Annotated in this window: 20 protein-coding genes and 1 riboswitch; of the genes, 8 read left to right on the top strand and 12 right to left on the bottom strand. The window is 67.6% G+C overall.

All coding sequences use genetic code 11. The annotated features are described in order from the left end of the window. Positions 1-2: 2 nt before the first annotated feature. The 5 genes from parE to PSK12I2_RS0122985 all read right to left on the bottom strand — a co-directional run bounded on the left by parE (position 3) and on the right by PSK12I2_RS0122985 (position 4623). Positions 3-1901 (bottom strand): DNA topoisomerase IV subunit B, encoded by a 1899-nt coding sequence (parE, locus tag PSK12I2_RS0123005; RefSeq protein WP_027600247.1) that lies wholly within the window; start codon positions 1899-1901, stop codon positions 3-5. 7 nt (positions 1902-1908) lie between these two features. Further along, positions 1909-2517 carry a YqiA/YcfP family alpha/beta fold hydrolase gene (locus PSK12I2_RS0123000; protein ID WP_027600246.1) on the bottom strand — a complete coding sequence of 203 codons (609 nt, stop codon included), beginning with the start codon at positions 2515-2517 and terminating at the stop codon, positions 1909-1911. A 93-nt stretch (positions 2518-2610) separates the two neighbouring features. After that, positions 2611-3417, bottom strand: a complete 807-nt coding sequence (gene cpdA, locus PSK12I2_RS0122995) for a 3',5'-cyclic-AMP phosphodiesterase (RefSeq protein ID WP_037008052.1) — start codon at positions 3415-3417, stop codon at positions 2611-2613. Positions 3418-3556: 139 nt separating this feature from the next. Further along, positions 3557-4012 (bottom strand): DUF1249 domain-containing protein, encoded by a 456-nt coding sequence (locus PSK12I2_RS0122990; protein ID WP_007162101.1) that lies wholly within the window; start codon positions 4010-4012, stop codon positions 3557-3559. Further along, entirely contained in the window at positions 4003-4623 is a 621-nt protein-coding gene (locus PSK12I2_RS0122985; protein ID WP_007162102.1) for an NUDIX domain-containing protein, read from the bottom strand. Before PSK12I2_RS0122985 ends, PSK12I2_RS0122990 begins: the two co-directional genes overlap by 10 nt. A 186-nt stretch (positions 4624-4809) precedes the next feature. On the opposite strand from PSK12I2_RS0122985, the gene PSK12I2_RS0122980 reads away from it, so the two are divergent. Next, positions 4810-5559, top strand: a complete 750-nt coding sequence (locus PSK12I2_RS0122980; protein WP_027600244.1) for an RsiV family protein — start codon at positions 4810-4812, stop codon at positions 5557-5559. A gap of 329 nt (positions 5560-5888) precedes the next feature. Here the strand turns inward: PSK12I2_RS0122980 and cytX are convergent, their stop codons facing one another. After that, the gene (gene cytX / locus PSK12I2_RS0122975; RefSeq protein WP_027600243.1) at positions 5889-7151 is read right to left on the bottom strand and encodes a putative hydroxymethylpyrimidine transporter CytX; all 1263 of its coding nucleotides are present in this window, start codon (positions 7149-7151) and stop codon (positions 5889-5891) included. Positions 7152-7367: 216 nt separating this feature from the next. After that, the gene (gene thiC / locus PSK12I2_RS0122970; RefSeq protein ID WP_027600242.1) at positions 7368-9245 is read right to left on the bottom strand and encodes a phosphomethylpyrimidine synthase ThiC; all 1878 of its coding nucleotides are present in this window, start codon (positions 9243-9245) and stop codon (positions 7368-7370) included. A 102-nt stretch (positions 9246-9347) separates the two neighbouring features. Further along, a riboswitch (TPP riboswitch) is annotated at positions 9348-9474 on the bottom strand. Positions 9475-9583: 109 nt separating this feature from the next. On the opposite strand from thiC, the gene PSK12I2_RS0122965 reads away from it, so the two are divergent. Next, the gene (locus PSK12I2_RS0122965) at positions 9584-11080 is read left to right on the top strand and encodes a TolC family outer membrane protein (RefSeq protein ID WP_027600241.1); all 1497 of its coding nucleotides are present in this window, start codon (positions 9584-9586) and stop codon (positions 11078-11080) included. Here PSK12I2_RS0122965 and waaA read toward each other — a convergent pair. The 3 genes from waaA to PSK12I2_RS0122950 form a co-directional block, all read right to left on the bottom strand. Continuing rightward, on the bottom strand, positions 11026-12291 hold the full coding sequence (waaA, locus tag PSK12I2_RS0122960; protein WP_027600240.1) for a lipid IV(A) 3-deoxy-D-manno-octulosonic acid transferase: 1266 nt from the start codon (positions 12289-12291) through the stop codon (positions 11026-11028). The two genes, PSK12I2_RS0122965 and waaA, sit on opposite strands and share 55 nt — an antisense overlap. A 191-nt stretch (positions 12292-12482) precedes the next feature. Next, entirely contained in the window at positions 12483-14267 is a 1785-nt protein-coding gene (locus PSK12I2_RS0122955) for an IlvD/Edd family dehydratase (protein ID WP_027600239.1), read from the bottom strand. A gap of 33 nt (positions 14268-14300) precedes the next feature. Further along, positions 14301-15482 (bottom strand): fumarylacetoacetate hydrolase family protein, encoded by a 1182-nt coding sequence (locus PSK12I2_RS0122950; protein ID WP_027600238.1) that lies wholly within the window; start codon positions 15480-15482, stop codon positions 14301-14303. 108 nt (positions 15483-15590) lie between these two features. On the opposite strand from PSK12I2_RS0122950, the gene PSK12I2_RS0122945 reads away from it, so the two are divergent. Next, on the top strand, positions 15591-16538 hold the full coding sequence (locus PSK12I2_RS0122945; protein ID WP_027600237.1) for a LysR family transcriptional regulator: 948 nt from the start codon (positions 15591-15593) through the stop codon (positions 16536-16538). 166 nt (positions 16539-16704) lie between these two features. Next, entirely contained in the window at positions 16705-18069 is a 1365-nt protein-coding gene (locus PSK12I2_RS0122940) for an MFS transporter (RefSeq protein WP_027600236.1), read from the top strand. A gap of 5 nt (positions 18070-18074) precedes the next feature. Here PSK12I2_RS0122940 and PSK12I2_RS0122935 read toward each other — a convergent pair whose 3' ends face one another. After that, positions 18075-19361 (bottom strand): MFS transporter, encoded by a 1287-nt coding sequence (locus PSK12I2_RS0122935; RefSeq protein ID WP_027600235.1) that lies wholly within the window; start codon positions 19359-19361, stop codon positions 18075-18077. Between the two features lie 145 nt (positions 19362-19506). Beyond that, positions 19507-20391 (bottom strand): LysR family transcriptional regulator, encoded by an 885-nt coding sequence (locus tag PSK12I2_RS0122930; protein ID WP_027600234.1) that lies wholly within the window; start codon positions 20389-20391, stop codon positions 19507-19509. A gap of 83 nt (positions 20392-20474) precedes the next feature. Between PSK12I2_RS0122930 and PSK12I2_RS0122925 the strand changes: the two genes are divergently transcribed. The 4 genes from PSK12I2_RS0122925 (at position 20475) to PSK12I2_RS0122910 (ending at position 23854) form a co-directional block, all read left to right on the top strand. Continuing rightward, complete coding sequence (locus PSK12I2_RS0122925) at positions 20475-20807, top strand: multidrug efflux SMR transporter (protein ID WP_027600233.1); 333 nt, start codon at positions 20475-20477, stop codon at positions 20805-20807. Between the two features lie 62 nt (positions 20808-20869). Next, positions 20870-22045, top strand: coding sequence for an FAD-binding oxidoreductase (locus tag PSK12I2_RS0122920; protein ID WP_027600232.1), 1176 nt, complete (start codon positions 20870-20872; stop codon positions 22043-22045). After that, positions 22042-22857 carry an aldo/keto reductase gene (locus PSK12I2_RS0122915; RefSeq protein ID WP_027600231.1) on the top strand — a complete coding sequence of 272 codons (816 nt, stop codon included), beginning with the start codon at positions 22042-22044 and terminating at the stop codon, positions 22855-22857. The genes PSK12I2_RS0122920 and PSK12I2_RS0122915 overlap by 4 nt, the downstream gene beginning before the upstream one ends. Before the next feature lie 100 nt (positions 22858-22957). Then, complete coding sequence (locus PSK12I2_RS0122910; protein WP_027600230.1) at positions 22958-23854, top strand: hypothetical protein; 897 nt, start codon at positions 22958-22960, stop codon at positions 23852-23854. Positions 23855-23866: the final 12 nt, after the last annotated feature.

Here is a 23866-nt window from a genome sequence, read left to right as displayed (position 1 = left end):
ATTTAGATCAGCACTTCAGCGCGGTCGCCCTTGGATTCCAGCCAGCTCTTGCGGTCGCCGGATCGCTTCTTGGCCAGCAGCATATCCATCATCTCGAGGGTGCCGGGCACGTCTTCGAGGGTCAGCTGTACCAGGCGGCGGGTATTGGGATCCATGGTGGTCTCGCGCAGCTGCAGCGGATTCATCTCGCCAAGGCCCTTGAAGCGGGTCACCTGGGGCTTGCCGCGCTTCTTCTCCGCGGCCAGGCGATCGAGGATGCCATCGCGCTCGGCTTCGTCGAGGGCGTAGTGCACCTCCTTGCCCAGGTCGATGCGGTACAGCGGCGGCATGGCCACATAGACGTGACCGGCATCCACCAGCGGCCGGAAGTGCTGCACGAACAGGGCGCACAGCAGGGTGGCGATGTGCAGGCCGTCGGAGTCGGCATCGGCGAGGATGCAGATCTTGCCGTATCTCAGGCCGCTCAGGTCGGCGCTGCCCGGATCGATGCCGATGGCCACGGCGATGTCGTGCACCTCCTGGCTGCCCAGCACCTCGCTGCCGTCCACTTCCCAGGTGTTCAGAATCTTGCCGCGCAGCGGCATGATGGCCTGGAATTCCTTGCTGCGCGCCTGCTTGGCACTGCCGCCGGCGGAGTCGCCCTCCACCAGGAACAGCTCGGAGCGCATCGGGTCCTGGCCGGCGCAATCGGCCAGCTTGCCAGGCAGCGCCGGGCCCTGGGTGATCTTCTTGCGCTCGACCTTCTTGCCCGCCTTGAGGCGGCGGCCGGCGTTGTTGATGGCCAGCTCGGCGATCTGCTGACCCAGTTCCGGATGGGCATTGAGCCAGAGGCTGAAGGCATCCTTGACCACCCCGGCGACAAAGGCCGCGGCCTCGCGGGAGGACAGTCTCTCCTTGGTCTGGCCGGAGAACTGCGGCTCCTGCATCTTCATCGAGAGGACGAAGGCGATGCGCTCCCAGACGTCTTCCGGGGCCAGCTTGAGGCCGCGCGGCAAGAGGTTGCGGAATTCGCAGAATTCACGGATGGCGTCCAGCAGGCCCTGGCGCAGGCCGTTCACATGGGTGCCGCCCTGGGCGGTGGGAATCAGGTTGACGTAGCTTTCCTGCACCGACTCGCCGCCCTCGGGCAGCCAGAACAGCGCCCAGTCCACCGCTTCCCGGGCCGAAGCCAGGCTGCCGTGGAAGGGGGCCTCGGGCAGCCGCAGGGCGTCGCCCACGGTGTCGATCAGATAGGATCTCAGCCCGTCTTCGTAATGCCATTCGCTGCGCTCGCCGCTGGCTTCGTCGAAGAAGCTCACCGCCAGGCCCGGGCAGAGTACCGCCTTGGCCTTGAGCACGTGCTTGAGGCGGCTGACGGAAAACTTGGGCGAATCGAAGTACTTGGGGTCCGGCCAGAAGTGCACGCTGGTGCCGGTATTGCGCTTGCCGACGCTGCCGACCACGGCCAGTTCGCTGGCCTTGAAGCCGTCGGCGAAGGCCATGGCGTATTCGTTGCCGTCGCGCTTGACGCGCACCTCGACGCGGGTCGACAGGGCGTTCACCACCGAGATGCCCACGCCGTGCAGGCCGCCGGAGAACTGGTAGTTCTTGTTGGAGAACTTGCCGCCGGCGTGCAGCTTGGTCAGGATCAGCTCGACGCCGGAGACGCCCTCTTCCGGATGGATGTCCACCGGCATGCCGCGACCGTCGTCGATCACCTCGAGGGAGTTGTCGGCGTGCAGGATCACCTGCACCTGGCGCGCATGACCGGCCAGGGCCTCGTCCACGCTGTTGTCGATGACTTCCTGGGCCAGGTGGTTGGGCCGGGAGGTGTCGGTGTACATGCCAGGGCGCTTGCGCACCGGATCGAGTCCGGAGAGGACTTCGATGGCGTCGGCGTTATAGGCGTTCTGCGTGGCCATGGGGTCTCTATTCGAAGGTGTTGAAATCCAGCTCGCGCCAGAGCGCCGGGTCGAAGCCGGCCAGCTCCAGCAACAGAGGCAGCTGGCGATGGAAGCCCTGGAAGCCGTGGTCGCCGCCCTGCTCGATGCGCAGGGTGCAGGCGCCGTAGTAGCGCTCGGCGTCGCGGTAGTCGAGGGTCTCGTCGCCGGTCTGCAGCCAGACGTGGAAGCGCTCGGGATCCGCCGGCGCCGCGACTTCCTGCGCCCGCATGGCCTCGACGTGGGCCTCGGTGAGGATCCAGCTCTCGCCGGTATGGTGATTGCGCTGGGGGCCCAGGTAATGCTCCATGAAGCGCCAGGGCCGGACTGCCGGATTGATCAGCACGGCCTTGAGCCCGTGGCGCTCGGCCAGGACGGTGGCATAGTAGCCGCCCAGGGAGCTGCCGACCAGCAAGGGGGCGTCCAGCTCGGCCAGTTCGCGCTCCAGGAGGGCGAAGGCGGCGTCGGCATCGTTGGGCAGCGCCGGGGCGCGCAGACGGTCCGCGAGGCCCAGGCGGGTCATGCAGGCGGTCAGCTGCCGCGCCTTCAGGGACGCGGGTGAGCTGTTGAAGCCATGGATATAGAGGATCGACGGCATCGGGCCGCTCCTACTGGATAAATAAACAGGTAGAGAATAACCTGTTTCGACCCTCGCGACCAAGGCTGCCGACCGGCGTCAGCCCCGACAGCCCTAGTAGCCCGCGGCGCTGTGATCCACCGTGAAGGCATGCTGTTGCAGGCGCGAGACACCGGTTTCCAGGTTGCCGTCGGGCAGCAGGCGTAACCAGCGATAGCCCGGGGCCTGATCGCCGGCCTTGAAGTCCTCGCTGCCCGGCTCGAATTGCAGACCGGTGGAAGGCGAGGCCAGCAGGCGCACGCCGTTGCGCAGCTGATCGAACTCCTGGTGGATATGCCCCCAGAGCACCACCCTGACCTGGGGATGGCGATCCAGCACGGCAAACAGCTCGTCCGCCCGGTGCAGGCCCAGGGGCTCCATCCAGCCACAGCCGACCGGGACCGGATGATGGTGCAGGCAGATCAGCGCCGGACGCTCGGGCGCGGTGCTCAGGGCCTCGTCCAGGGCGACCAGCTGCGCCTGCTCCAGTTCGCCGAACACGCAACCGCGCACGGTGCTGTCGAGCAGGATGAGGCGCCAGGCGCCCAGGTCGGTGACCGTCTCGAGGAAATCGCGATCGCCACAGGCCTTGGCCATGGGCGCGTTCTCGTCATGGTTGCCGGCCAGCCAGCGCATCGGCGCGGCCAGGGGCTCGGTCAGCTCGCAAAAGCGCTGGTAGGAGGCCACGGAGCCGTCCTGGGAGAGGTCACCGCTGGCCAGCAGCAGATCGATGCGTGGCTGCTCCCGCACCACCTGGGCGACCACCTGTTGCAGGCTGGCGGCCGTATCGATACCCAACAACCGACCGTTGGCGCGCGCAAACAGATGACTGTCGGTCAATTGGACGACGAGGGGAGCGTTGACACTATCCGGCAAACTCACCAAAGCCTCCTAGGCATAAGGGGACAACGAGCGCAGGCAGGGTGCAGAAAAGTTCCCGGGAACTTGCGTGCATGCTTCACATTTTCGCAGCTTGCACCGCGTGAGGGAAGCCGCGGCTGTCAGCGTTGCGCCCTAGTGCTCATCGCTGCAGGATAGGTTCAGCTTCGTGGCCACAGGCCAGGCAGTGACTCAGCCACTCACCGAGGAACAGATTGAGCTGGCTCTTTTCGTCAGGCTGATGCATCGCCTGATTGGGATAGGGATAGCGCCCGAGCAGGTGCCGAGAGGCCCCGGCCGACACCACTTCCGCCATCCGCGCATCGTGATAGACGCGCACTTCCAGTTCGGGCACCGGCAACCAGGGCAGTCCCAGTTCCTGGCGCACCCGCAAGGCCGTCGTATAGGGACAGGCCTCGGTGACTTCCAACGCGAGCACCCCCAGCGGGCGCTCGCCTTGCGACAACATGACGCGGCGCGATACCACGGCTTCGCGCATCTTGGGCAGAAGCCGCATCAGCCGCACGTAGTTGGCCTCGCACGTGGCCTGCAGGCCCGGCAGGTCAACCCGATAGCGATCTCGCAGTTTCAGCCCCATAACCCCCGTACCTCGGCGCGATTGAGCGCCAACCATTGCAGGGCGATGATTGCCGCTGCGTTATTGATTCGACCGTCGCGAACCCCTGCCAGTGCCTCGTCCAGCGACCAGACATGGACGCGAATGTCCTCGCCCTCCTCTTCCAGGCCGTGGACGCCACCGGCGTCCGCGGTGCTGCAGCGACCCAGGTAGAGATAGACCTGTTCGTCACTGCCGCCAGGCGAGGGGAAGTAGGTGGAGATGGGCCAGAGCGATTGCAAGGTCAGCCCGGCTTCTTCCTCGGCTTCCCGATGAGCGACCGCCTCGACGGCCTCGCCCTGCTTGTCCACCAAGCCCGCCACCGGCTCAAGCAGCCAGGGATGAGCGGTCTTTTCCATGACGCCGACGCGAAACTGCTCGATCAGCACCACCTCGTCGCGCACGGCGTCGTAGGGCAGCACGCAGACGGCATCGGGACGCACGAAGACCTCGCGTTCCAGTTCCGGGCCCAGGGCACCGGAGAACTGGCGATGGCGCAGCCGGAAGCGGGCCATGCGGTAGAAGCCCTGGAAGCAGATCTCGCGGCTCAGGATTTCAACGGCGGGCGCCTGGGATTCGTTGGCTTCGGTCATGGGCGCTCCAGCGCTGATTGCAGGTAATCAGATCATCCTAGCGTGCCGCCTGCGTGCGTGCAGCCCCTGACGCGCCAAGTCGCGAAAAGGACAACAAGCCGGGAAACCTCCGCCCGCCCCTGGCAAACTTATGGGGCCAGACGGGTTCGAAAGCCGTCGTTCTCCGTTTCCATGACAAGGAATCCCATGCGTATCCGCTCGCTCCTCCTGCTCGCCGGCCTGTTGCTCGGTGGTTGCCAAAGCGTCTTCGGCCCCAAGCTCGACAAACCCCTCACGCCTCGCCACCAGGCCTGGGAGCACCGCCCGGCCGGTTGCCAGGGCGAAGACTGCCCGCTGATCAACATCGACTACGTGGAATTCGGCGACCCGGCGCTGGACGCCCTGGTGCAGCGGCACCTGCTGGGCCTGGCCCGCGCCGAGCCGGGCGCGCCCATCCCCGCTTCGCTGGAGAGCTACGAGCGGGATTTCCTCGCCAAGGCCCAGCCACGCTGGAGCAGCTATCTGCAGGCCAAGGTGCGTGAACAGCATGACGGCCTGGTGATCATCGAATTCTCCAGCTACCTGGCCAACGGCGGTGCCCATGGCCTGGCCGGCCGCGACTTCGTCACCTGGGATCGCCATCTCGACCGGCAGATCACCCTGGGCGACATGCTGGTGCCGGGGCAGGAAGCCGAATTCTGGCGCCTGGCGCAGCTCTCCCGTGAGGCCTGGATGCTCAGCAACAACGTCGGCGATGCCGAATTCCGCCAGCAGTGGCCCTTCCTAAAAACCAACAACGTGGCCCTGGACTTCGGCGCCCTGACGCTCAAGTACGACATCGGCAGCATCGCCCCCTACGCCATGGGCCATCCTGAACTGAAGATCCCCTATCCCAAGCTCAATGGCATCCTCAAGGGCGAGTACTTCCCGGGCCGGGGCAAGGCGCGGCAGCCGTAGGACCTGGTCAACAGAAATCATCTGCCGTAATTGGGTTTGATCGCGGCCATGGGCCGCTCCTACAGCGGACTCGATCTTCTGTAGGAGCGGCCCATGGCCGCGATACCCCCACCCCAACCCTCCCCCGCAGGCGGGAGAGGGGGCAGTTAGGCGTAGGCTGGGTTGAGCGCAGCGAAGCCCGACAGATCCAGCTCAGTCGTAGGGTGGATGACGGCGCAGCCTCATCCACGCGTGCCGACTTGCCCCCACCCCGACCCTCCCCCGCGGACGGGAGAGGGGGCAGTTAGGAGTAGGTTGGGTTGAGCGCAGCGAAGCCCAACGGCCGGACGCTAAACTCGTTTCAATCCCAACAGCGCCTGCGCAGTCCCCGCCACCACGATGGCCGGCAGGGTCGCGCCCCAGGCCGGGAGCAGGGTCGGCAACAGATGGTAGACGGCCACGCCAAGGGCCCAGGCGATCAGGGACTCCACGCGCAGCGCCCGTACCCGCTGCGGGGCCTTGCGGCGGCGCAGCAGGAAGTGATCCACCAGCACCACGCCGAATAGCGGGGCGAACACCGAACCGATCAGCAGCAGGAAGTGTTCGTACTGGGCCAGGGGTACCAGCAGCGCCAGCAGGGTGCAGAGGATGCCGATGGCCAGGGTCAGCTGCCAGATCTTCACCTGGGCCAGGAAACCCGTGGCTACCGCCGCCGAGTGATAGGCGGCGAAGGCGTTTTCCGACTCGTCCAGCAGGATCAGCAACAGCGGCAGGCCGAGGCCGGCCACGGCCAGGGCGCGCAGCAGGGCGTCGGCTTCACCGCCGCTGGCAAAGGCCAGGGTATAGGCGAAGCCCAAGCCCATGAGCCAGAGGTTGCCGCAGAAATAGCCCAGCATGACGCCGCGCCCGGCGCTGCTGCCGGTGCGGGCGAAGCGGGTGTAGTCGGCGATCACCGGCAACCAGGACAGCGGCATGGCCACCACCAGGTCGAAGCCCAGGGCCTGGCTCAGGGAGCCGTCGCCCGGGCGCTGCCAGAGCGCGGCCAGGTCGGCGCGCAGGAACAGATCCAGGGTCAGCCAGGTGCAGGCGCCGAGCAGCAGCCAGATGCCCCAGCGACTGAGAAAGCGGCGGACGAAGGTCAGCGGACCGGCCACCGCCAGGGCCGTGGCCAGGGCGCCGAAGACCAGGGTCCAGAGCACCGGCGAGGCCCAGCCCTGCAGGCCCCAGCTGCCCAGCAGCACGCTGGCCGCCTCGCGCATCACCACCAGTTCGAAGGCGCCCCAGCCGATCAGCTGGGTGATGTTGAGCACCGCCGGCAACAGCGCGCCGCGCTGACCGAGACTCTGGCCCAGGGCGGTCATGCCGGCGAGGCCCGTGTCGCTGCCCACCAGGCCGGCAGCGGCCAGCAGCAGCACCCCGACCGCGGTGCCGAGCACCAGCACCAGCAGGCCATCGGCCAGGCCCAGTCCGGGCGCCAGCAGCGCGCCGGCCTGGGCCACCATCAGGCCGATGCCGAGGGAGAACCAGAGGGTGAAGAGGTCGCGCCCGCCAAGGATGCGGCGGTCCGCCGGAACGGGGACGGTGGGGGTATAGAGGCCGGGGGCCTGGGCCATGATGGGTCTCGTGGATAAGGGGTTGAGGACGCCCAACGTCGTTGGTTGGCGTTGGGCACTGTTGGGCTTCGCTGGGCTCAGCGCCAACCTACGGAAACAGGGTGCTGGCCTAGCAGACGTAGGTTGGGCTGAGACGGCTCTACCGTCGAAGCCCAACAGTGCGGGATCGATCTGGGCATTGTTGGGCTTCGCTGCGCTCAGCCCAACCTACGATTTTCAGACCTGCTTGTAGATCACGCCGCCTTCGTCCTTGAAGCGCGCCGCCTGTTCCTGGAAGCCGGCCTCGATGGCCTTCTGCTCGTCGGTCAGGCCGTTTTCCTTGGCGTAGTCGCGGACTTCCTGGGTGATCTTCATGGAGCAGAACTTGGGTCCACACATGGAGCAGAAGTGCGCCACCTTGGCCGAGTCCTTGGGCAGGGTCTCGTCGTGGAAGGCGCGCGCCGTGTCCGGGTCCAGGCCCAGGTTGAACTGGTCTTCCCAGCGGAATTCGAAACGCGCCTTGGACAGGGCGTTGTCGCGGATCTGGGCGCCGGGATGCCCCTTGGCCAGGTCGGCGGCATGGGCGGCGATCTTGTAGGTGATGATGCCGGTCTTGACGTCGTCCTTGTTGGGCAGGCCGAGGTGCTCCTTGGGCGTCACGTAGCAGAGCATGGCGCAACCGAACCAGCCGATCATGGCGGCGCCGATGCCGCTGGTGATGTGGTCGTAGCCGGGGGCGATGTCGGTGGTCAGCGGGCCGAGGGTATAGAACGGCGCTTCGTCGCAGCACTCCAGCTGCTTGTCCATGTTTTCCTTGATCAGCTGCATGGGCACGTGGCCGGGGCCTTCGATCATGGTCTGGACGTCGTGCTTCCAGGCGATCTTGGTCAGCTCGCCGAGGGTTTCCAGTTCGCCGAACTGGGCGGCGTCGTTGGCGTCGGCGATGGAGCCAGGGCGCAGGCCATCACCCAGGGAGAAGCTCACGTCGTAGGCCTGCATGATTTCGCAAATGTCTTCGAAGTGGGTGTAGAGGAAGTTCTCCTTGTGGTGCGCCAGGCACCACTTGGCCATGATGGAGCCGCCGCGGGAGACGATGCCGGTGACGCGCTTGGCGGTCAGGGGCACGTAGTGCAGGCGCACCCCGGCGTGGATGGTGAAGTAGTCCACGCCCTGCTCCGCCTGTTCGATGAGGGTGTCGCGGAACAGCTCCCAGGTCAGTTCCTCGGCGACGCCGCCGACCTTTTCCAGGGCCTGGTAGATGGGCACGGTGCCAATGGGGACCGGCGAGTTGCGGATGATCCACTCGCGGGTCTCGTGGATGTGCTTGCCGGTGGACAGGTCCATCACGGTGTCGGCGCCCCAGCGGATGCCCCAGGTCAGCTTTTCCACCTCTTCCTCGATAGAGGAACCCAGGGCACTGTTGCCGATGTTGCCGTTGATCTTCACCAGGAAGTTGCGGCCGATGATCATCGGCTCCAGCTCCAGGTGGTTGATATTGGCCGGGATGATGGCGCGACCACGGGCCACCTCGTCGCGGACGAATTCGGGGGTGATCTCCTGGGGGATGCTGGCGCCGAAACTCTGGCCACGGTGCTGGTTGCCGAGCAGACCGGCGGCGCGGGCTTCCTGCAGCTTCATGTTCTCGCGGATGGCGATGTATTCCATCTCCGGGGTGACGATGCCCTGGCGGGCATAGTGCATTTGGGAGACGTTGCGCCCGGCCTTGGCCCGCCGCGGCTGGCGCGCCAGGTCGAATCTCAGGGCGGCGAGACTCGGATCGGCCAGGCGCGCCTGGCCGAACTCGGAAGAGAGCCCGGCCAGCAGTTCGGTGTCGCCACGCTCTTCGATCCAGCGCGAACGCACGTCCGGCAGGCCCTTGCGCAGGTCGATGCGCGCCGCCGGGTCGGTGTAGGGACCGGAGGTGTCGTAGACGAATACCGGGGCGTTCTGTTCGCCGCCGAAGGCGGTGGGGGTGTCGGCCAGGGAAATTTCCCGCACCGGCACGCGGATGTCGGGGCGCGAGCCGGTCAGGTAGACCTTGCGCGAATTGGGCAACGGTTGGGTGGACTGGCGGTCGACGCGGGTGAAATCGGTGACGTTGTTCTGCTTGTTCATCGAGGCTCTCCTGGTGGGCGCGTTGCCGAGGGAAGAACCTGGACGAAGGGTGGGCACGCGAGAAGAGGCAAGCCCGGACGGATGGCGACCACGGAATAAGGCTGCGGACGCCCTCTTGTTCCCTACGCAGGTTGACGCACCGCCATGCGGCGCGCCTAGCCTGATCAGGTTCAACGGGATCCGGGACTACCCGATCTCAGCGCCTCGTAGCGCACCCCGACAAGAACGCGGCCAGTGTAAACCCAGAGCGGCAGAAACTTCGACCGCTATTTCCTCTCCTATGCCGGATTCGGACGAAGCCACTACACTGGCGCGGTCCCTCAAGGAAGGCTCCCAGAATGCGAAGATTCCTGCTGCTCGCGGCGCTCTGCAGCTCGGCCGGCCTGGCCCAGGCCCAGGTCACCGGCAATGGCCTGCTCGACGTCTACCGCGAGGCGCTGGACAACAACGCCGATCTCGCCGCCGAACGCGCCGGCCTCGGCGCCCAGCGCGAGGCGGTGCCCCAGGCGCGCGCCGGCCTGCTGCCGCAGATCGGGCTCGGCGCCCAGTTCAACGACACCCATACCAGTCTGCAACTCAAGGACAATGCGGCGCTGGGCGTCCAGGGTGGTCGCTACAGCAGCGATCGCAGCAGCCAGTTGATCCAGGCGACTCTCAGCCAGCCGCTGTTCCGTGCCGATCGCTGGTTCCAGCTCAAGGCCGCCCAGGCCGCCACCGAGCAGGCCGAGCTGCAATTCTCCGCCGCCCAGCAGCAACTCATCCTGCAGACCGCCGAGGGCTATTTCAGCGCCCTGCGCGCCCAGGACGCGCTGGCCACCGCCCGCGCCGAGGAAAAGGCGCTGTACCGCCAGCTGGACCAGTCCCGCGAGCGCTACAAGGTCGGCCTGACCGACGACACCGACGTGCTCCAGGCCCAGGCCAGCTTCGACAACGCCCAGGCCAACCGCTCCCAGAGCGAGCAGCAGGTGGCCGACGCCTTCCAGGCCCTGACCCGGCTGACCGATCGCGACTACGGCAGCATCGCCGGCATCCGCCATGACCTGCCGATCCTGCCGCCGCAGCCCAACGATGCGCGGCTGTGGGTGGACACGGCCATGCGCCAGAATCTGCAGCTGCTGGCCGCCGGCCAGGGCGTCAATGCCGCCCAGGAGACCCTGCGCCAGCGCCGCGCCGGACACCTGCCGACGGTGGATGCGGTGGCGCGCTACAGCCACAGCGACAACGACGCGGTGAATCTGCCCAACGCCGAGCAGCTGTCCCTGTTCGGCAGCCCGGTCAACAGCCGCAGCATCGGCATCCAGGTGGAAGTACCTCTGTACAGCGGTGGGGCCACCAGCTCCCAGGCGCGCCAGGCCTACCAGCAGCTCGACCAGAGCGAACAGCGCCAGGAGAGTCTGCGCCGCCAGGTGGTGCAGAACACCCGTAACGCCCACCGGGCGATCAATACCGACATCGAGCAGGTGCGCGCCCGGCGGCTATCCATCGCCTCCAGCCAGCGCGCCCTGAGAGCCACCGAGATCGCCTACCAGGTGGGCAGCCGCACCATCGTCGACGTGCTCGACGCCCAGCGGCTGCTGTACAACGCCGTTCGCCAGTACAACGACGCCCGCTACAACTACATCCTGGACACTCTGAGACTCAAGCAGGCGGCCGGCACCCTGGCGCCCAACGATCTGCTGGCGCTGTCCGGCTATCTCGATCCCCACTACGACCCGGATCGCGACTTCCTGCCGCCGGACCTGGCCAAGACCCGCGCCGACGTCCTGCCGGCGCGCTCGGCTCAGGGGGTGAGCAACCTGTCCAGTCCGGAGAGCAGTCGCTCCAGCGCGCCCTGATTGGCGGCCAGTACCGCCAGGCCCGCCTGCTGGCGTCGCGCGGCTTCCGCCGGCTCGGCCCAGAGCCGGGCCACGGCGGTGGCGATGGCCGAGGCCTCTGCCACGGTTTCCAGAGCACCGGCATCGCGCAGCTGGGCGACGATGTCGAGAAAGTTGAAAACGTGCGGGCCGCTGAGCACCGGCAGGCCGAGGGCGGCCGGTTCCAGCGGATTGTGGCCACCGCGCTCGATCAGGCTGCCGCCGACGAAGGCCACGTCGGCCAAGGCGTAGAGAAACAGCAATTCGCCCATGGTGTCGCCCAGCAGCACCTGGGTATCGGCCGCCACTGTCTCGCCCGTCGAGCGCCGTACCACGCTGAAACCTTCGCGACGCACCTCGGCCAGCACCTCGGGAAAACGCTCGGGATGGCGCGGCACCAGGATCAGTAGCGCATCGGGGTGTGCGGCCAGCAGCTGGCGATGGGCCTGGAGCAGGATCCCGTCTTCGCCGGCATGGGTGCTGGCGGCGATCCATACCCGGCGCTGGCCCCAGCCCTGGCGCAGCGCAGCGGCGCGGACCGGCAGTTCGGGGTCGATGCGCAGGTCGAACTTGATGGAACCGGTCACCGTGACCCGCTCGGCCCGAGCGCCGAGGGCCCGGAAGCGCTCGGCTTCCACCGGCGTCTGCACCGCCAGCCAGGCCAGCTCCGCCAGCATCGGCCCGGTCACCCCACCCAGTTTTCCGTAGCCCCGGGCGGAGCGTTCGGAGAGCCGGCCATTGGCCAGGGCGATGGGAATATCGCGGCGCGCCGCCTGGTGGATGAGGTTGGGCCAGAGCTCGGTCTCCATCACCACCCCCAGACTGGGCCCGAGCCGGTCGAGGAAACGCCCGGCCAGCCAGGGCAGGTCGTAGGGCAGGTAGCAATGCTGGACGTCATCACCGAACAGGGCGCGGATGCGCTCCGAGCCGGTGGGCGTCATGCAGGTCACAATGATCGGCAGGTCGGGATGCCGCTGGCGCAGGGCGCGAATCACCGGCGCGGCGGCGATGCTCTCCCCCACCGACACCGCGTGTACCCAGATGCCGCCGGGCGACACCTCAGGCAAGCCCAGCGCCAGGCGTTCGCCGATGCGCTGCCGATAGGCGGGGGCCTTGCGGCCGCGCCAGAGCAGGCGCAGCAGGATGAAGGGCAAGGCCAGGGTGAAGATCAGGCTATAGAGGGTACGATTCATGGCGGCAGAGCTTAATGAAGCAGGGCCGCTAGTGCGAGCCCGATACCTCCGAGCCTGTCCAGAAGGCTGCTGCGCGTCGGCCAAACGGCGTTGAAAATGCTTTCGAAATGCTCATTTACTATTCGTAAACTCCGCGTCCTCAAACATTTTCGCCTTGTTTGGCTCTAGCTCGCGAGCCTTTGAACAGACTCTCAGTGCGAATGCCGCGGCACCCCACCCTCGCGCGCGATCACCTTGAGGTGCAGGGTGGCCGGCTCCAGGCAGCCACCGGTGGAGAGCTGGCCCACCAGTTGCCGATAGAGTTCCTGCCAGGGGGTCTGGGCCGGCGGCAGGTTGGGCGTCCATTCGGCGCGGCGGCGCTCCAGTTCGCCATCGTCGAGCAGCACGTCGACGCTGCGGGCATTGAGGTCCACGCGCAGCCGGTCGTTGGTCTTGAGCAGGGCCAGGCCGCCGCCCACCGCCGCTTCCGGCGACATGTTGAGGATCGAAGGGCTGGCCGAGGTGCCGCTCTGGCGACCGTCGCCCAGGCACGGCAGGGAATCGATGCCCTTCTTGATCAGCGCCGCCGGGGGCGCCATGTTGACCACCTCGGCGCTGCCCGGATAACCCACCGGCCCGGCGCCGCGGATCACCAGGATGCAGCGCTCGTCGATGTCCAGCGCCGGATCGTCGATGCGTGCGTGATAGTCCTCCGGGCCTTCGAAGACGATGGCCCGCGCCTCGAAGCTGTTTTCCTTGCCCGGTTCGGCCAGGTAGGTCTGACGGAAGGCCTCGCCCACCACCGACATCTTTATGATGGCGCTATCGAAGAAGTTGCCGCTGAGCACGATGAAGCCGGCGCGGTGCTTGAGCGGCGCCTCATAGGGCTGGATCACCGCAGGATCCGAGCTGGCGGCGCCCTCGGCGATGGTGCCGATGGTCTTGCCGGAGACGGTCAGGCACTCGCCGTGCAGACGCCCGGCCTTGAGCAGTTCGTGGAGCACCGCCGGCACCCCGCCGGCGCGGTGGAAGCCTTCGCCCAGGTACTTGCCGGCCGGCATGCAGTTGGCCAGCAGCGGGATGTCCTCGCCCAGGCGTTGCCAGTCGTCCAGCGACAATTCGATGCCCATGTGCCGGGCGATGGCGATCAGGTGCGGCGGGCAGTTGCTGGAGGCGCCCAGGGCCGAGGCCACCACGATGGCGTTCTCGAAGGCCTCGCGGGTCATGATCTGCGAGGGGCGGACGTCGTCCAGCACCAGCTGGCAGATGCGCTTGCCGGTGGCATAGGCCATCTGGCCGCGCTCACGGTAAGGCGCGGGGATGCTGGCGCAGCCGGGCAGCGACATGCCCAGGGTCTCGGCCAGGGCATTCATCGACAGGGCCGTGCCCATGGTGTTGCAGTGGCCCACCGAGGGCGAGGCGGCGGTGGTCAGGGCCATGAAGCCCTCGTAGTCGATCTCGCCGGTCGCCAGCAGGTTGCGTGCGTGCCAGAGCACGGTGCCGGAGCCGATCAGCTCGCCCTTGAAATGCCCGTCGAGCATGGGGCCGCCGGACAGCACGATGGCCGGCAGGTCGGTGGTGGCCGCGGCCATCAGGCAGGCCGGGGTGGTCTTGTCGCAGCCGGTGGTGAGCACCACGCCATCCAGCGGGAAGCCATGCAGGATCTCCACCAGGCCGAGGTAGGCCAGGTTGCGATCCAGGGCCGCGGTGGGCCGGCGGCTCTGCTCGGCGATGGGGTGCACGGGGAATTCCATGGGGATGCCACCGGCATCGCGGATGCCGGCCTTGACCCGCTGGGCCAGTTCCAGGTGGTGGCGATTGCAGGGGGTGAGGTCGCTGCCGGTCTGGGCGATGCCGATGATGGGCCGACCGGACTGGAGTTCGTCGCGGGTCAGGCCGTAGTTCATGTAGCGCTCGACATAGAGCGCGGTCATGTCGGCGTGGGCAGGATCATCGAACCAGAGCTGGCTGCGCAGCGGGCGTTTGGCGGAAGTCATGATGGTCTCTAGTTGTTATTAGGAAAGAAAGGATCAGCGGCCCAGCAGGCCACGGGCGGCCAGGTTGTGCATCAGGGCGCCGAGGCCGAAGCGCCAGGCCGGGGCCTGGTCGCTGGTGGTCACCCGGTTGTGCAGGGTCCCCAGCAGCGGGCTGGCGATGCTGACCCGGTCACCCACCTTGTGGGTGAAGCCACCGCCCGGGGCGTCGCGGTCCTGGGTCGGGGCGAACAGGGTGCCGAGAAAGAGCACGAAGCCGTCCGGGTATTGGTGGTTGGCATTGAGGGTCTGGGCGGCGAGATCGGTGGGATCGCGACTGATCTGCGCCATGGAGCTGCTGCCCTGGAGTCGGAAGCCGTCTTCGCCCTGGACCTCCAGGGTCACCACGCACTGGCGCACCTGGTCGAGATCGAAGGTCTCGTCGAACAGGCGAATGAAGGGCCCCAGGGCGCAGGAGGCGTTGTTGTCCTTGGCCTTGCTCAGCAACAGGGCGCTGCGGCCCTCGATGTCGCGCAGGTTGACGTCGTTGCCCAGGGTGGCGCCATGCAGGCGGCCGCGGCTATCGGCCACCAGCACCACCTCGGGTTCGGGATTGTTCCACTGCGACACCGGGTGGATGCCGATGGCGCTGCCAGAGCCGACCGCGGCCAGCACCGGCGCCTTGGTGAAGATCTCGGCGTCCGGCCCGATGCCCACCTCCAGGTACTGCGACCACATGCCCTTCTCGATCAGCAGCGCCTTGAGCGCCTGGGCCCGCGGACTGCCCGGCTCCAGACCCTGCAGGTCCGCGCCGATCACCGCCTGCACCTGCTCGCGGATGGCTACGGCGCGCCCGGCATCGCCACCGGCCTGTTCCTCGATCACCCGCTCCAGCATGCTGGCGGCAAAGGTCACCCCGGCGGCCTTGATTACCTGCAGATCGGCTGGCGGCAGCAGGTGCAGGCGGTCCGCAGCGGCCTGCTCGCCGCTGTTGGCCAGCAGTTCCTCCACACTGCCGAGGTAACGTCCGGGAGTGTCGCGCAGGGCCTGCAACGGTGCTTCCTCCTCGAACAGGGCGCTGAGGGTGGCGAACCGCTGGGAGACATCGAAGACGCCGTCTTCGCGCAGCACCACGGGCGAGGGACCGGCCAGCGGGCCGGGCACCCAGGCGCGGCCCACCAGGGTGCCAGCCAGACCATCGGTGGGAAGGGTGTTGGCAGGCGAGAGACGAAGGGACATGGGCAGGACTCCAGGGCTGATGGGTCCACGCTAGGCAGCCGGACTGATAAACTCAAATGGGCTTATTTCATCATTCGATAACCTATGCTTATCGCCTGGGAGGCACCCGTGTCCGAGCCGTCGTTCAGCCAGATCTGCCACTGGCTCAAATTTCGCCACCTGCTGCTGATCGACACCCTGGGGCGCACCCGCAACATGCACCTGGCCGCGCAGCAGATGAATCTCAGCCAGCCGGCTATCAGCAAGATGCTCAAGGAGATCGAGCACCTGCTGGGCTTCGCCCTGTTCGAGCGCCAGCCGCGCAGCATGCCACCCACCGCCCTGGGTGAGCACGTGCTGCGCTATGCGCGGGTGGCGCTCAACGATGCCCGCGACTTCGCCGAGCAGATCGACAGCCTGAGGCGCGGTGGTCATGGCCAGCTCAAGGTCGGCGGCATCTTCGCCGCCACCGCGGTGGCCCTGCCGCAGGCCATCGTCGCGATCAAGCAGCGCTGGCCGCTGCTGGCCATCGAGGTGATGGAGCAGACCAGCGATCACCTGATGGAGATGCTCGACGACAAGCTGCTGCATCTGGCGGTGGCGCGTTTCACCGACGAAGCCCAGGCCCAGCGCTTCGACTTCCAGCCGCTGGCTCCGGAGCCCTTCCGCTTCGTGGTCAACGCCGATCACCCGCTGGTGGGCAGCGGCCCCGTAGGCCTCGACCAGGTGCTGGCCTGGCCCTGGATCCTCTATCCCAAGGGCACGCCCATCCGCGGGCGCATGGAGCGGGCCTTCGCCGCCGCCGGCCTGCCGGTGCCGAGCAACACCATCGACACCATCTCCATGCAGACCTTTCTCCAGGTGCTGCGCGCCGGCCCCATGATCGGCATGCTGCCCGAGGCGATGGTCGAGCCCTATCTCGCCAGCGGCGCGCTCAGTGCCCTGGAGCTGCCCTTGCACCTGCCGGCGCAGGACTACGGCATCCTCACCCGCAAGGGCGAACCCCTGGGCGAGGCGGCCCGGGAATTCGCCGCCATCCTGCTGAGCCATGCCGGTCGCGGAGAGGCCTCGGCCTAGAGGCTTCGATAACGCGCCGTTATCGAATGATCCGCAAATGCCATTGGGAAAGAATCGCTCTCGCTCCTAGAGTGGCCTGGCGATTCAGACGGCCACCCTGCATCCCCGGCCGCCTTCGACCTCTTCAATAACAACAACGGGCCCCAAGGCCCCGAAGGTCATTCCCATGTTCGAGACCACCGCTCCCCAGGGCGCCGCTGGCGACGCCTTCGAAGAACGCACCTATCGCAAGGTGGTGCTGCGCATCCTGCCGATCCTGCTGCTGTGCTACATCGCCGCCTACCTGGATCGGGTCAACGTCGGCTTCGCCAAGCTGGACATGCTCGACGACCTCGGCTTCAGCAACACCGTCTATGCCCTTGGCGCCAGCATGTTCTTCTGGGGCTATTTCCTCTTCGAGGTCCCCAGCAACCTGTTGCTGCATCGCTACGGCGCGCGCTTCTGGATCGCCCGCATCATGCTGACCTGGGCGATCATCTCCATGGCGGTGGCCTTCACCCAGCCGCTGGCGCAGTTCTTCGGCATGCAGTCGAGCACCCTCTTCTATGTGCTGCGCTTCCTGCTGGGCGTCTGCGAGGCGGGCTTCTTTCCCGGGGTGATCCTCTATCTCAACTACTGGTTTCCGACCCGCCGACAGAGTCGGGTGATGTCGGGCTTCCTCATCGCCCTGCCCTTCAGCCTGAGCTTTGGCGGCGTGCTCTCCGGCTGGCTGATGAGCAGTCTGCACAACTGGCACGGTCTGGCCGGCTGGCAGTGGATGCTGCTGGTGGAAGGGGTGCCCTCGATCATCATGGCGGTGGTGGTGTTCTGCTGCCTGAGCGACAACATCGACAAGGCGCCCTGGCTGGACGCTCGGGAAAAGGCCCTGCTCAAGCGCAACCTGGAGCAGCAGAACGCCGGCAAGGCCTCGCGACTCGGTGAGGTGTTCTTCAATCCGCGGGTCTGGCTGCTGGTGTTCATCCTGCTGACCTTCAACACCGGCTTCTATGGCCTGGCCTTCTGGATGCCCTCGATCATCAAGAACGCCGGGGTCAGCGGCAGCCTGCAGATCGGCCTGCTCACCGCCATCCCCTACAGCGTCGCCCTGGTGGTCATGCTGCTCAACGCCCGCCACTCGGCCCGCACCGGCGAGCAGCGGCTGCACGCGGCGGTGCCTGCCTTCGTCGGCGCCCTGGGCCTGGTGCTGAGCGCCTGGTTCATCCACAACATCGTGCTGTCGATCTTCTTTCTCACCGTGGCCGCCTCGGGCCTGCTGGCGCTGATGCCGATCTTCTGGTCGCTGCCCGGCACCCTGCTCTCCGGCGTCGCCGCCGCGGCGGGCATCGGCATGATCAACGCCATCGGCAACCTCTCCGGCTTCACCGGCTCCATGATCACCGCGACCATGGAAACCCTCACCGGCGACATCAACAACGGCACCTATGTGCTCGGCGCCTGCCTGTTCGTCAGCGGCCTGCTGATCCTGGCGATCCCGGCCTCGATGCTGCACCGCGCGCCGACCGCCATGCCGCTGGACCTGAAGCCCGCCTAGCCCGCCTAGCCCGCCTCGGCCACGGCCGAGCGCCCGGCACCCGCGGCGCTCGGCCGGCCGATCCAGAGGGCCATCAGCGCCGCCAGGATGCCGGTCAGGCCGGCCAGCACCAGGGCCTCCTGGTAGGAGCCGAAGTGCTCGCGCAGGGCCCCGGCGAGAAAGGCCGCACAGGCGGCGCCGAGCATGTGGCCGCAGAACACCCAGCCGAACACCACCGGCGCGCTCTTTTCGCCAAAGCTCTGGTTGGTCAGCTTGACCGTGGGCGGCACGGTGGCGATCCAGTCCAGCCCGTAGAAGATGCCGAACAGCAGCAGCTGCTCGGGGGCGAAACCGGAGAACGGCAGATAGATCAGCGAGAGACCGCGCAGGCTGTAGTAGACGAACAGCAGGCGGCGCGGATCGTACCTGTCGGTCAGCCAGCCGGACGCGGTGGTGCCTACCAGATCGAAGATGCCCATCAGCGCGAGGATCCCGGCGGCCTGCACCTGGGACAGCCCGTGGTCATGGCCCATGGCGATGAAGTGGGTGCCGATCAGCCCATTGGTGGTGAAGCCACAGACGAAGAAGGTCAGGAACAGCAACCAGAAATCGCGCCGGCGACTGGCCATGGCCAGGGTGCCGAGGGTCACGCGAAACAGGTTGCCCGGTGCGGTAGCAGCCGGCGCCTGGTAGTCCGCCGGGGCGCCATGGGGCCGCAGGCCGATGTCCGCCGGCCGCTCCGGTAGCAGCCAGGCCACCAGCGGGATCAGCGCGGCGCTGGCCACGGCCACGGTGAGCACCACGGTCTGCCAGCCTTCGTGGCTGGCGAGATGGGCCAGCAGCGGCAGAAAGACCAGATTGCCGGTGGCGGTGCTGGCCGCCAGCAGCCCCATCATCAGCCCCCGCCGGGCGACGAACCAGCGATTGACGATGGCCGCGCCCAGCACCATGGCCACGCAACCGGTGCCCAGGCCGCTGAGCACGCCCCAGGTGGCGACCAGATGCCAGGGTTCGCGCATCAGGGTGCTCAGGGCGGTGGCCAGGCTGATCAGGGTGAGGCCGCCGAGCAGGGTGCGGCGGATGCCGAGGGTCTGCATCAGGGCCGCGGCGAAGGGGCCTACCAGGCCATAGAGAAAGATGCCGATGGCGGCGGCAAGCGAGACCGTCTCGCGACTCCAGCCAAAGGTGTCCTGCAGCGGCAAGAGCAAGACGCCGGGGGTAGACCTGACGCCCGCTGAGACCAGCAGGGCGAGAAAGATCAGCGCCAGGACGACGAAGACAAAGCGCTGGCCGAGGACGGGAGGTGTGGTCATGGCGATCTTCACCGGCGGGAAAGGGATGAGTCGAGTATTGCAGCCCGAGCGACCTGGCGCTGGCCAAGCTGGCCCACGGATCTGGCCAGAATGGGTGTTCGTTGGAAAGGGTTGTGGGCGAGTGCTGGAAGCCCAACACGTCGATTCAACCGATCGCACGCAACTCTTCCGCCAGGCGCTGCGCCAGCCAGCGCGCCGCCGGTCCCGGTGCGGCGTTGCGGCGCCAGGCCAGTTCCACCACCAGGGCCGGCGGTACCCAGTCGCAGGCCAGTTCGGCCAGCAATCCCTGGTAGGTGGGATAGCGCGCCACGTGCCGTGGCAGCCAGCCCCAGCCCAGGCCACGCATCAGCAATTCGGCGAGCAGGTAGAAGCTGTCGGCGCGCCAGACCTGGGGGGCGATCTGCTCGCCGCCGGGATAGGGATTCTCCAGCGGCGCGATCAGCAGCTGACGATGACGGGCCAGTTCGCGCCGGCCCACGCCCTGCTGGCGCGCCAGGGGATGCTGGGCGCCGCAAGCGGTGACCTGGGCGACATCGCCCAGGGCCTGGCGCTCCAGGGCCGCGGGCATGTGCTCATGGCGAAACAGCAGGCCGAGGTCGGCCTGGTCGGTCAGCAGCTTGCGCGCCACATCGCCCTGGGCGCCGCTGGTGAGCTGGACCTCCAGGTGCGGAAAGGCCACGGCCAGGGCGTCCAGGGCATCGAGCACCGGCTGGTAGGGCATGGCCTCGTCCAGGGCCAGGCGCAACAGCGGTTCCTGTCCGGCGCAGAGGGCCTGGGCCCGGCTGTCCAGCCGCTGACACTGGCGCAGCACCTCGCGCGCCTCCTCCAGCAGAGCCAGACCGGCCGCGGTGATGACCGGCGTGCGCCCGTTGCTGCGCGTGAACAGCGCCACGCCCAGATCGGTCTCCAGCAGGGCGATGGCCGAGCTGATCGCCGATTGCGCCCGGCCCAGACGCCGCGCCATCGCCGAGAAACTCGCGCCCTCGGCGATGCCGACGAAGATCTCCAGCTGCTCAAGATTCCACTGCACGACCCATCTCCCCGATAGATAGGTATCAACTTTCACCCATCGCCCGGAAAGGCACAATGGGGCCTTCTACAGGAGGAAGCCCCATGAGCGGATACATCTACCTGGCCATCGCCATCGCCGCCGAAGTCGTCGCCACCACCTCCATGAAGGCCATCAGCGGCTTCAGCAAGCCGCTGCCGCTGATCCTGGTCGTTTGTGGCTACGGGCTGGCCTTCTGGATGCTGACCCTGGTGGTGCGCAGCATCCCGGTGGGCATCGCCTACGCCATCTGGGCCGGCCTTGGCATCGTGCTGGTGAGCATCGCCGCGGCCTTTCTCTACGATCAGAAGCTGGACCTGCCGGCCCTGCTGGGCATGGGGCTGATCGTCGCCGGGGTGGTGGTGATCCAGCTGTTTTCCGGCAGCACCGGGCATTGAGACCAGCGGCGGCGAGGAGCGTGTAAAATCGCCTCTTTGCCGATCACCCGAGCAGGCCGTTCATGTCCCAACCCTGGTCCACCGATATCCTCATCGTCGGCGGCGGCGTCGCCGGCCTCTGGCTCAACGCCCGCCTCCGACGCGCCGGCTACGCCACCGTGCTGGTGGAGACCGGCGCCCTGGGCGGCGGCCAGAGCGGCAAGTCCCAGGGCATCATCCATGGCGGCACCAAGTACGCCCTGACCGGGATGCTCACCGGTGCCTCCGAGGCCATCGCCGACATGCCGCGGCGCTGGCGCGAGAGCCTGGCCGGCAGCGGCGAGCTGGATCTCTCCAGCGTGCGCCTGCTCTCCGAAGCCCATTACCTCTGGTCGCCGGGCAGCCTGGCCGGCAACCTCACCAGCTTTTTTGCCAGCAAGGCGGTGCGCGGCCGGGTGGATGCCGTCAAGGGCGACGAACTGCCACCCGCCCTGCGCGACCGCGCCTTCAAGGGCAAGGTCTATCGCCTGGCCGAACTGGTGCTGGACGTGCCCAGCCTGGTCGCGCGCCTGGCCGAGCTGGCCGGCGACAGCCTGCTGGCCGGGCATGAGCTGCAACCGCTGCGCGAAGCCGGCGAACTGACCGGCCTGGTGGTGGACGGCCAGCCCATTCGCGCCCGCCGCATCGTGCTCACCGCCGGCGCCGGCATGGCCGATCTGCTCCAGGCCCTCGGTCTCGAACAACCGGCCATGCAGCGCCGACCGCTGCACATGGTGGTGGTCAAGGGCCCCATGCTCAAACCCCTCTATGCCCATTGCCTAGGCGGCGGCCCCAAGCCGCGGGTGACCATCACCAGCCACCCCACCGCCGACGGCCAGTGGCTGTGGTACCTGGGTGGCGACCTGGCCGAAGCCGAGGGCGTGGCGCGCGAACCCCAGGCGCAGATCGCCGCGGCGCGCGAGGAGTTGCAGCGCCTGCTGCCCTGGATCGACTTCGCCGGCGCGCGCTGGGCGACCCTGCGCGTGGATCGCGCCGAGCCGGCGCAATCCGGACTGGTGCGTCCGGACAATGCCTTTCTCGCCGAGGAAGGTCGTCTGCTGGTGGGCTGGCCGACCAAGCTGGCCCTGTCGCCCGACCTGGCCGACCGCGTCCTGGCCAATCTCGACCGCGATGGCATCGCGCCGGGACAGCACCCCGCCCTGCCCGCCCATCCGCAACCGCCGGTGGCCGCGCCCTTCTGGGAGGAGCTGTTGCCATGAGTCTGCGCACCCTACACGGTCTGCAGCGTCCGCTGGGCAGCACCGGTCTCGAGATCTCCCCGCTGGGTCTGGGCACGGTCAAGTTCGGGCGGGACCAGGGCGTGAAGTATCCCAATGGCTTCACCATCCCCGACGACCGCAGCGCCGCGGACCTGCTGAGTCTTGCCCGCGAACTGGGGATCAATCTGCTGGACACCGCCCCGGCCTATGGCCGCAGCGAGGAACGCCTGGGTCCGCTCTTGCGTGGCCAGCGCCAGCACTGGGTGATCGCCAGCAAGGTCGGGGAGGAATTCGAAGATGGCCTGTCCAGCTTCGACTTCAGTCCGGCCCACACCCGCCGCTCGGTGGAACGCAGCCTGCAACGCCTGGAAACCGACTGGCTGGACCTGGTGCTGGTGCACTCCGATGGTAACGACCTGGCCATCCTCCAGGACAGCGGCTGCTACGAGACCCTGGCCGAGCTCAAGCGCGAGGGGCTGATCCGCGCCTTCGGCTTTTCCGGCAAGACCGTCGCCGGCGGCCTGAAAGCCCTGGAAGCCGGCGATTGCGCCATGGTCACCTTCAACCTCAACGAAGACGCCGAGATCCCGGTGATCCAGGCCGCCGCCGCCCAGGGCAAGGGCATCCTGATCAAGAAGGCCCTGGCCAGCGGTCACGCCGTGCTCGGCGCCGGCCAGGATCCGGTGCGGGCCAGCTTCGCCCGGGTGTTCGGCGAGCCCGGGGTGAGCAGTGCGATAGTCGGCACTATCGATCCCCTGCACCTGTCACATAATGTCCGTACCCTGGCCGAAGTGATCACCGCTCGGCCCTGATCCAGAGCGTTTCGCTGAACCCTTGCCTTCGTCCGCTTGACGCCCTGCCCGGCTTGCCCGGGACGGCGCGTCCGCGGCATACAACAAACAGGAGTCGGCCATGCCCCAGCTCATCGCCCGCCACAATCCCAAGGCGTTCAAGACCCTGCCCCTTTCGGTCGAGGCCAACCATGACGGCCTCACCTACCAGGCCCTCGGCCAACCCCTGAATTTCACCGAGATGCTGGAGCGGCGCAAGCCCATCGAGATCGACGATGCCCAGCACTTCAGCGCCAGGCTCGCCAATCTGGGGGTCTCGGTACGCCTGACGCTGAACTGGCAGGGCCAGGATCACTGGCTGCTGGTGCGCCAGCGCCGGCCCGACCGGGGCGACGTGGTGCTCAAGCTGATCTCCGGTTACATCCCGACCCACGAACTGGCGCTGCCACTGCTCACCGCCGTCCAGGAGGTGGCCGAGGAGTGCCTGATCGAGACGCCGCGCGGCTGGCTGGCGGGACGCTTCGCCGACACCTGGCTGCCGACGCCCTATGCCCCGGCCCTGCCCTATCGCGAGGACGTGGCCTTTCGCCTGACCCCACGTTCGGGCGCGGCGCGGCCAGTGCGCTGCGGCAGTCTGGCGCTGCTGGAGCGCCCTCGCGCCTATGTGCATACCCCCACCGCCTCGCTGCAACTGGTCTATGACCTGCTGCTGGAGCTGCCCAAGGAGTGCAAGGCGCCGAGTCTGTTCCACGTCGACGAGAAGATCGAGAACGGCCAATTGCTGGCGCGCCTGGCCCGGCAACGCCCGGATCTCTATCTGGTCGCCCTGGACGACGGCAAACCCACCGGCGAGCTCTATACCCTGTCCGCCGGCCAGCGCCTGCCGGTATCGACCCGCGGCCTCTGGCTGTCGGAAAGCTTCGCCCGCCAGGACGGCTGGCTGGTCCACGACAGCCGGGTGCGCTGGCGTGACTGGCTGGAGCGCATGGCGCCCCAGAGCGCCCTGCAGCGGGCCTAGGGTCGGCGAAAG

Origin of the sequence: Pseudomonas sp. MOIL14HWK12:I2, assembly GCF_000510745.1 — a bacterium.
Taxonomy (GTDB): domain Bacteria; phylum Pseudomonadota; class Gammaproteobacteria; order Pseudomonadales; family Pseudomonadaceae; genus Chryseomonas; species Chryseomonas oryzihabitans.
Note: the sequence above shows the minus strand (reverse complement) of the source record. Positions and strands in the feature narration are given on the sequence as shown.

Bases quoted from the DNA above. Each gene is read 5' to 3' on its own strand.
- PSK12I2_RS0122955 (WP_027600239.1), bottom strand. From the start codon at position 14,267: ATGACTTCCGCCAAACGCCCGCTGCGCAGCCAGCTCTGGTTCGATGAT.
- PSK12I2_RS0122950 (WP_027600238.1), bottom strand. From the start codon at position 15,482: ATGTCCCTTCGTCTCTCGCCTGCCAACACCCTTCCCACCGATGGTCTG.
- waaA (WP_027600240.1), bottom strand. From the start codon at position 12,291: ATGAATCGTACCCTCTATAGCCTGATCTTCACCCTGGCCTTGCCCTTC.
- PSK12I2_RS0122965 (WP_027600241.1), top strand. From the start codon at position 9,584: ATGCGAAGATTCCTGCTGCTCGCGGCGCTCTGCAGCTCGGCCGGCCTG.
- PSK12I2_RS0122920 (WP_027600232.1), top strand. From the start codon at position 20,870: ATGTCCCAACCCTGGTCCACCGATATCCTCATCGTCGGCGGCGGCGTC.
- parE (WP_027600247.1), bottom strand. From the start codon at position 1,901: ATGGCCACGCAGAACGCCTATAACGCCGACGCCATCGAAGTCCTCTCC.
- PSK12I2_RS0122915 (WP_027600231.1), top strand. From the start codon at position 22,042: ATGAGTCTGCGCACCCTACACGGTCTGCAGCGTCCGCTGGGCAGCACC.
- PSK12I2_RS0122990 (WP_007162101.1), bottom strand. From the start codon at position 4,012: ATGGGGCTGAAACTGCGAGATCGCTATCGGGTTGACCTGCCGGGCCTG.
- PSK12I2_RS0122925 (WP_027600233.1), top strand. From the start codon at position 20,475: ATGAGCGGATACATCTACCTGGCCATCGCCATCGCCGCCGAAGTCGTC.
- cytX (WP_027600243.1), bottom strand. From the start codon at position 7,151: ATGGCCCAGGCCCCCGGCCTCTATACCCCCACCGTCCCCGTTCCGGCG.
- PSK12I2_RS0122985 (WP_007162102.1), bottom strand. From the start codon at position 4,623: ATGACCGAAGCCAACGAATCCCAGGCGCCCGCCGTTGAAATCCTGAGC.
- PSK12I2_RS0122980 (WP_027600244.1), top strand. From the start codon at position 4,810: ATGCGTATCCGCTCGCTCCTCCTGCTCGCCGGCCTGTTGCTCGGTGGT.
- PSK12I2_RS0122910 (WP_027600230.1), top strand. From the start codon at position 22,958: ATGCCCCAGCTCATCGCCCGCCACAATCCCAAGGCGTTCAAGACCCTG.
- PSK12I2_RS0122935 (WP_027600235.1), bottom strand. From the start codon at position 19,361: ATGACCACACCTCCCGTCCTCGGCCAGCGCTTTGTCTTCGTCGTCCTG.
- PSK12I2_RS0123000 (WP_027600246.1), bottom strand. From the start codon at position 2,517: ATGCCGTCGATCCTCTATATCCATGGCTTCAACAGCTCACCCGCGTCC.
- thiC (WP_027600242.1), bottom strand. From the start codon at position 9,245: ATGAACAAGCAGAACAACGTCACCGATTTCACCCGCGTCGACCGCCAG.
- PSK12I2_RS0122940 (WP_027600236.1), top strand. From the start codon at position 16,705: ATGTTCGAGACCACCGCTCCCCAGGGCGCCGCTGGCGACGCCTTCGAA.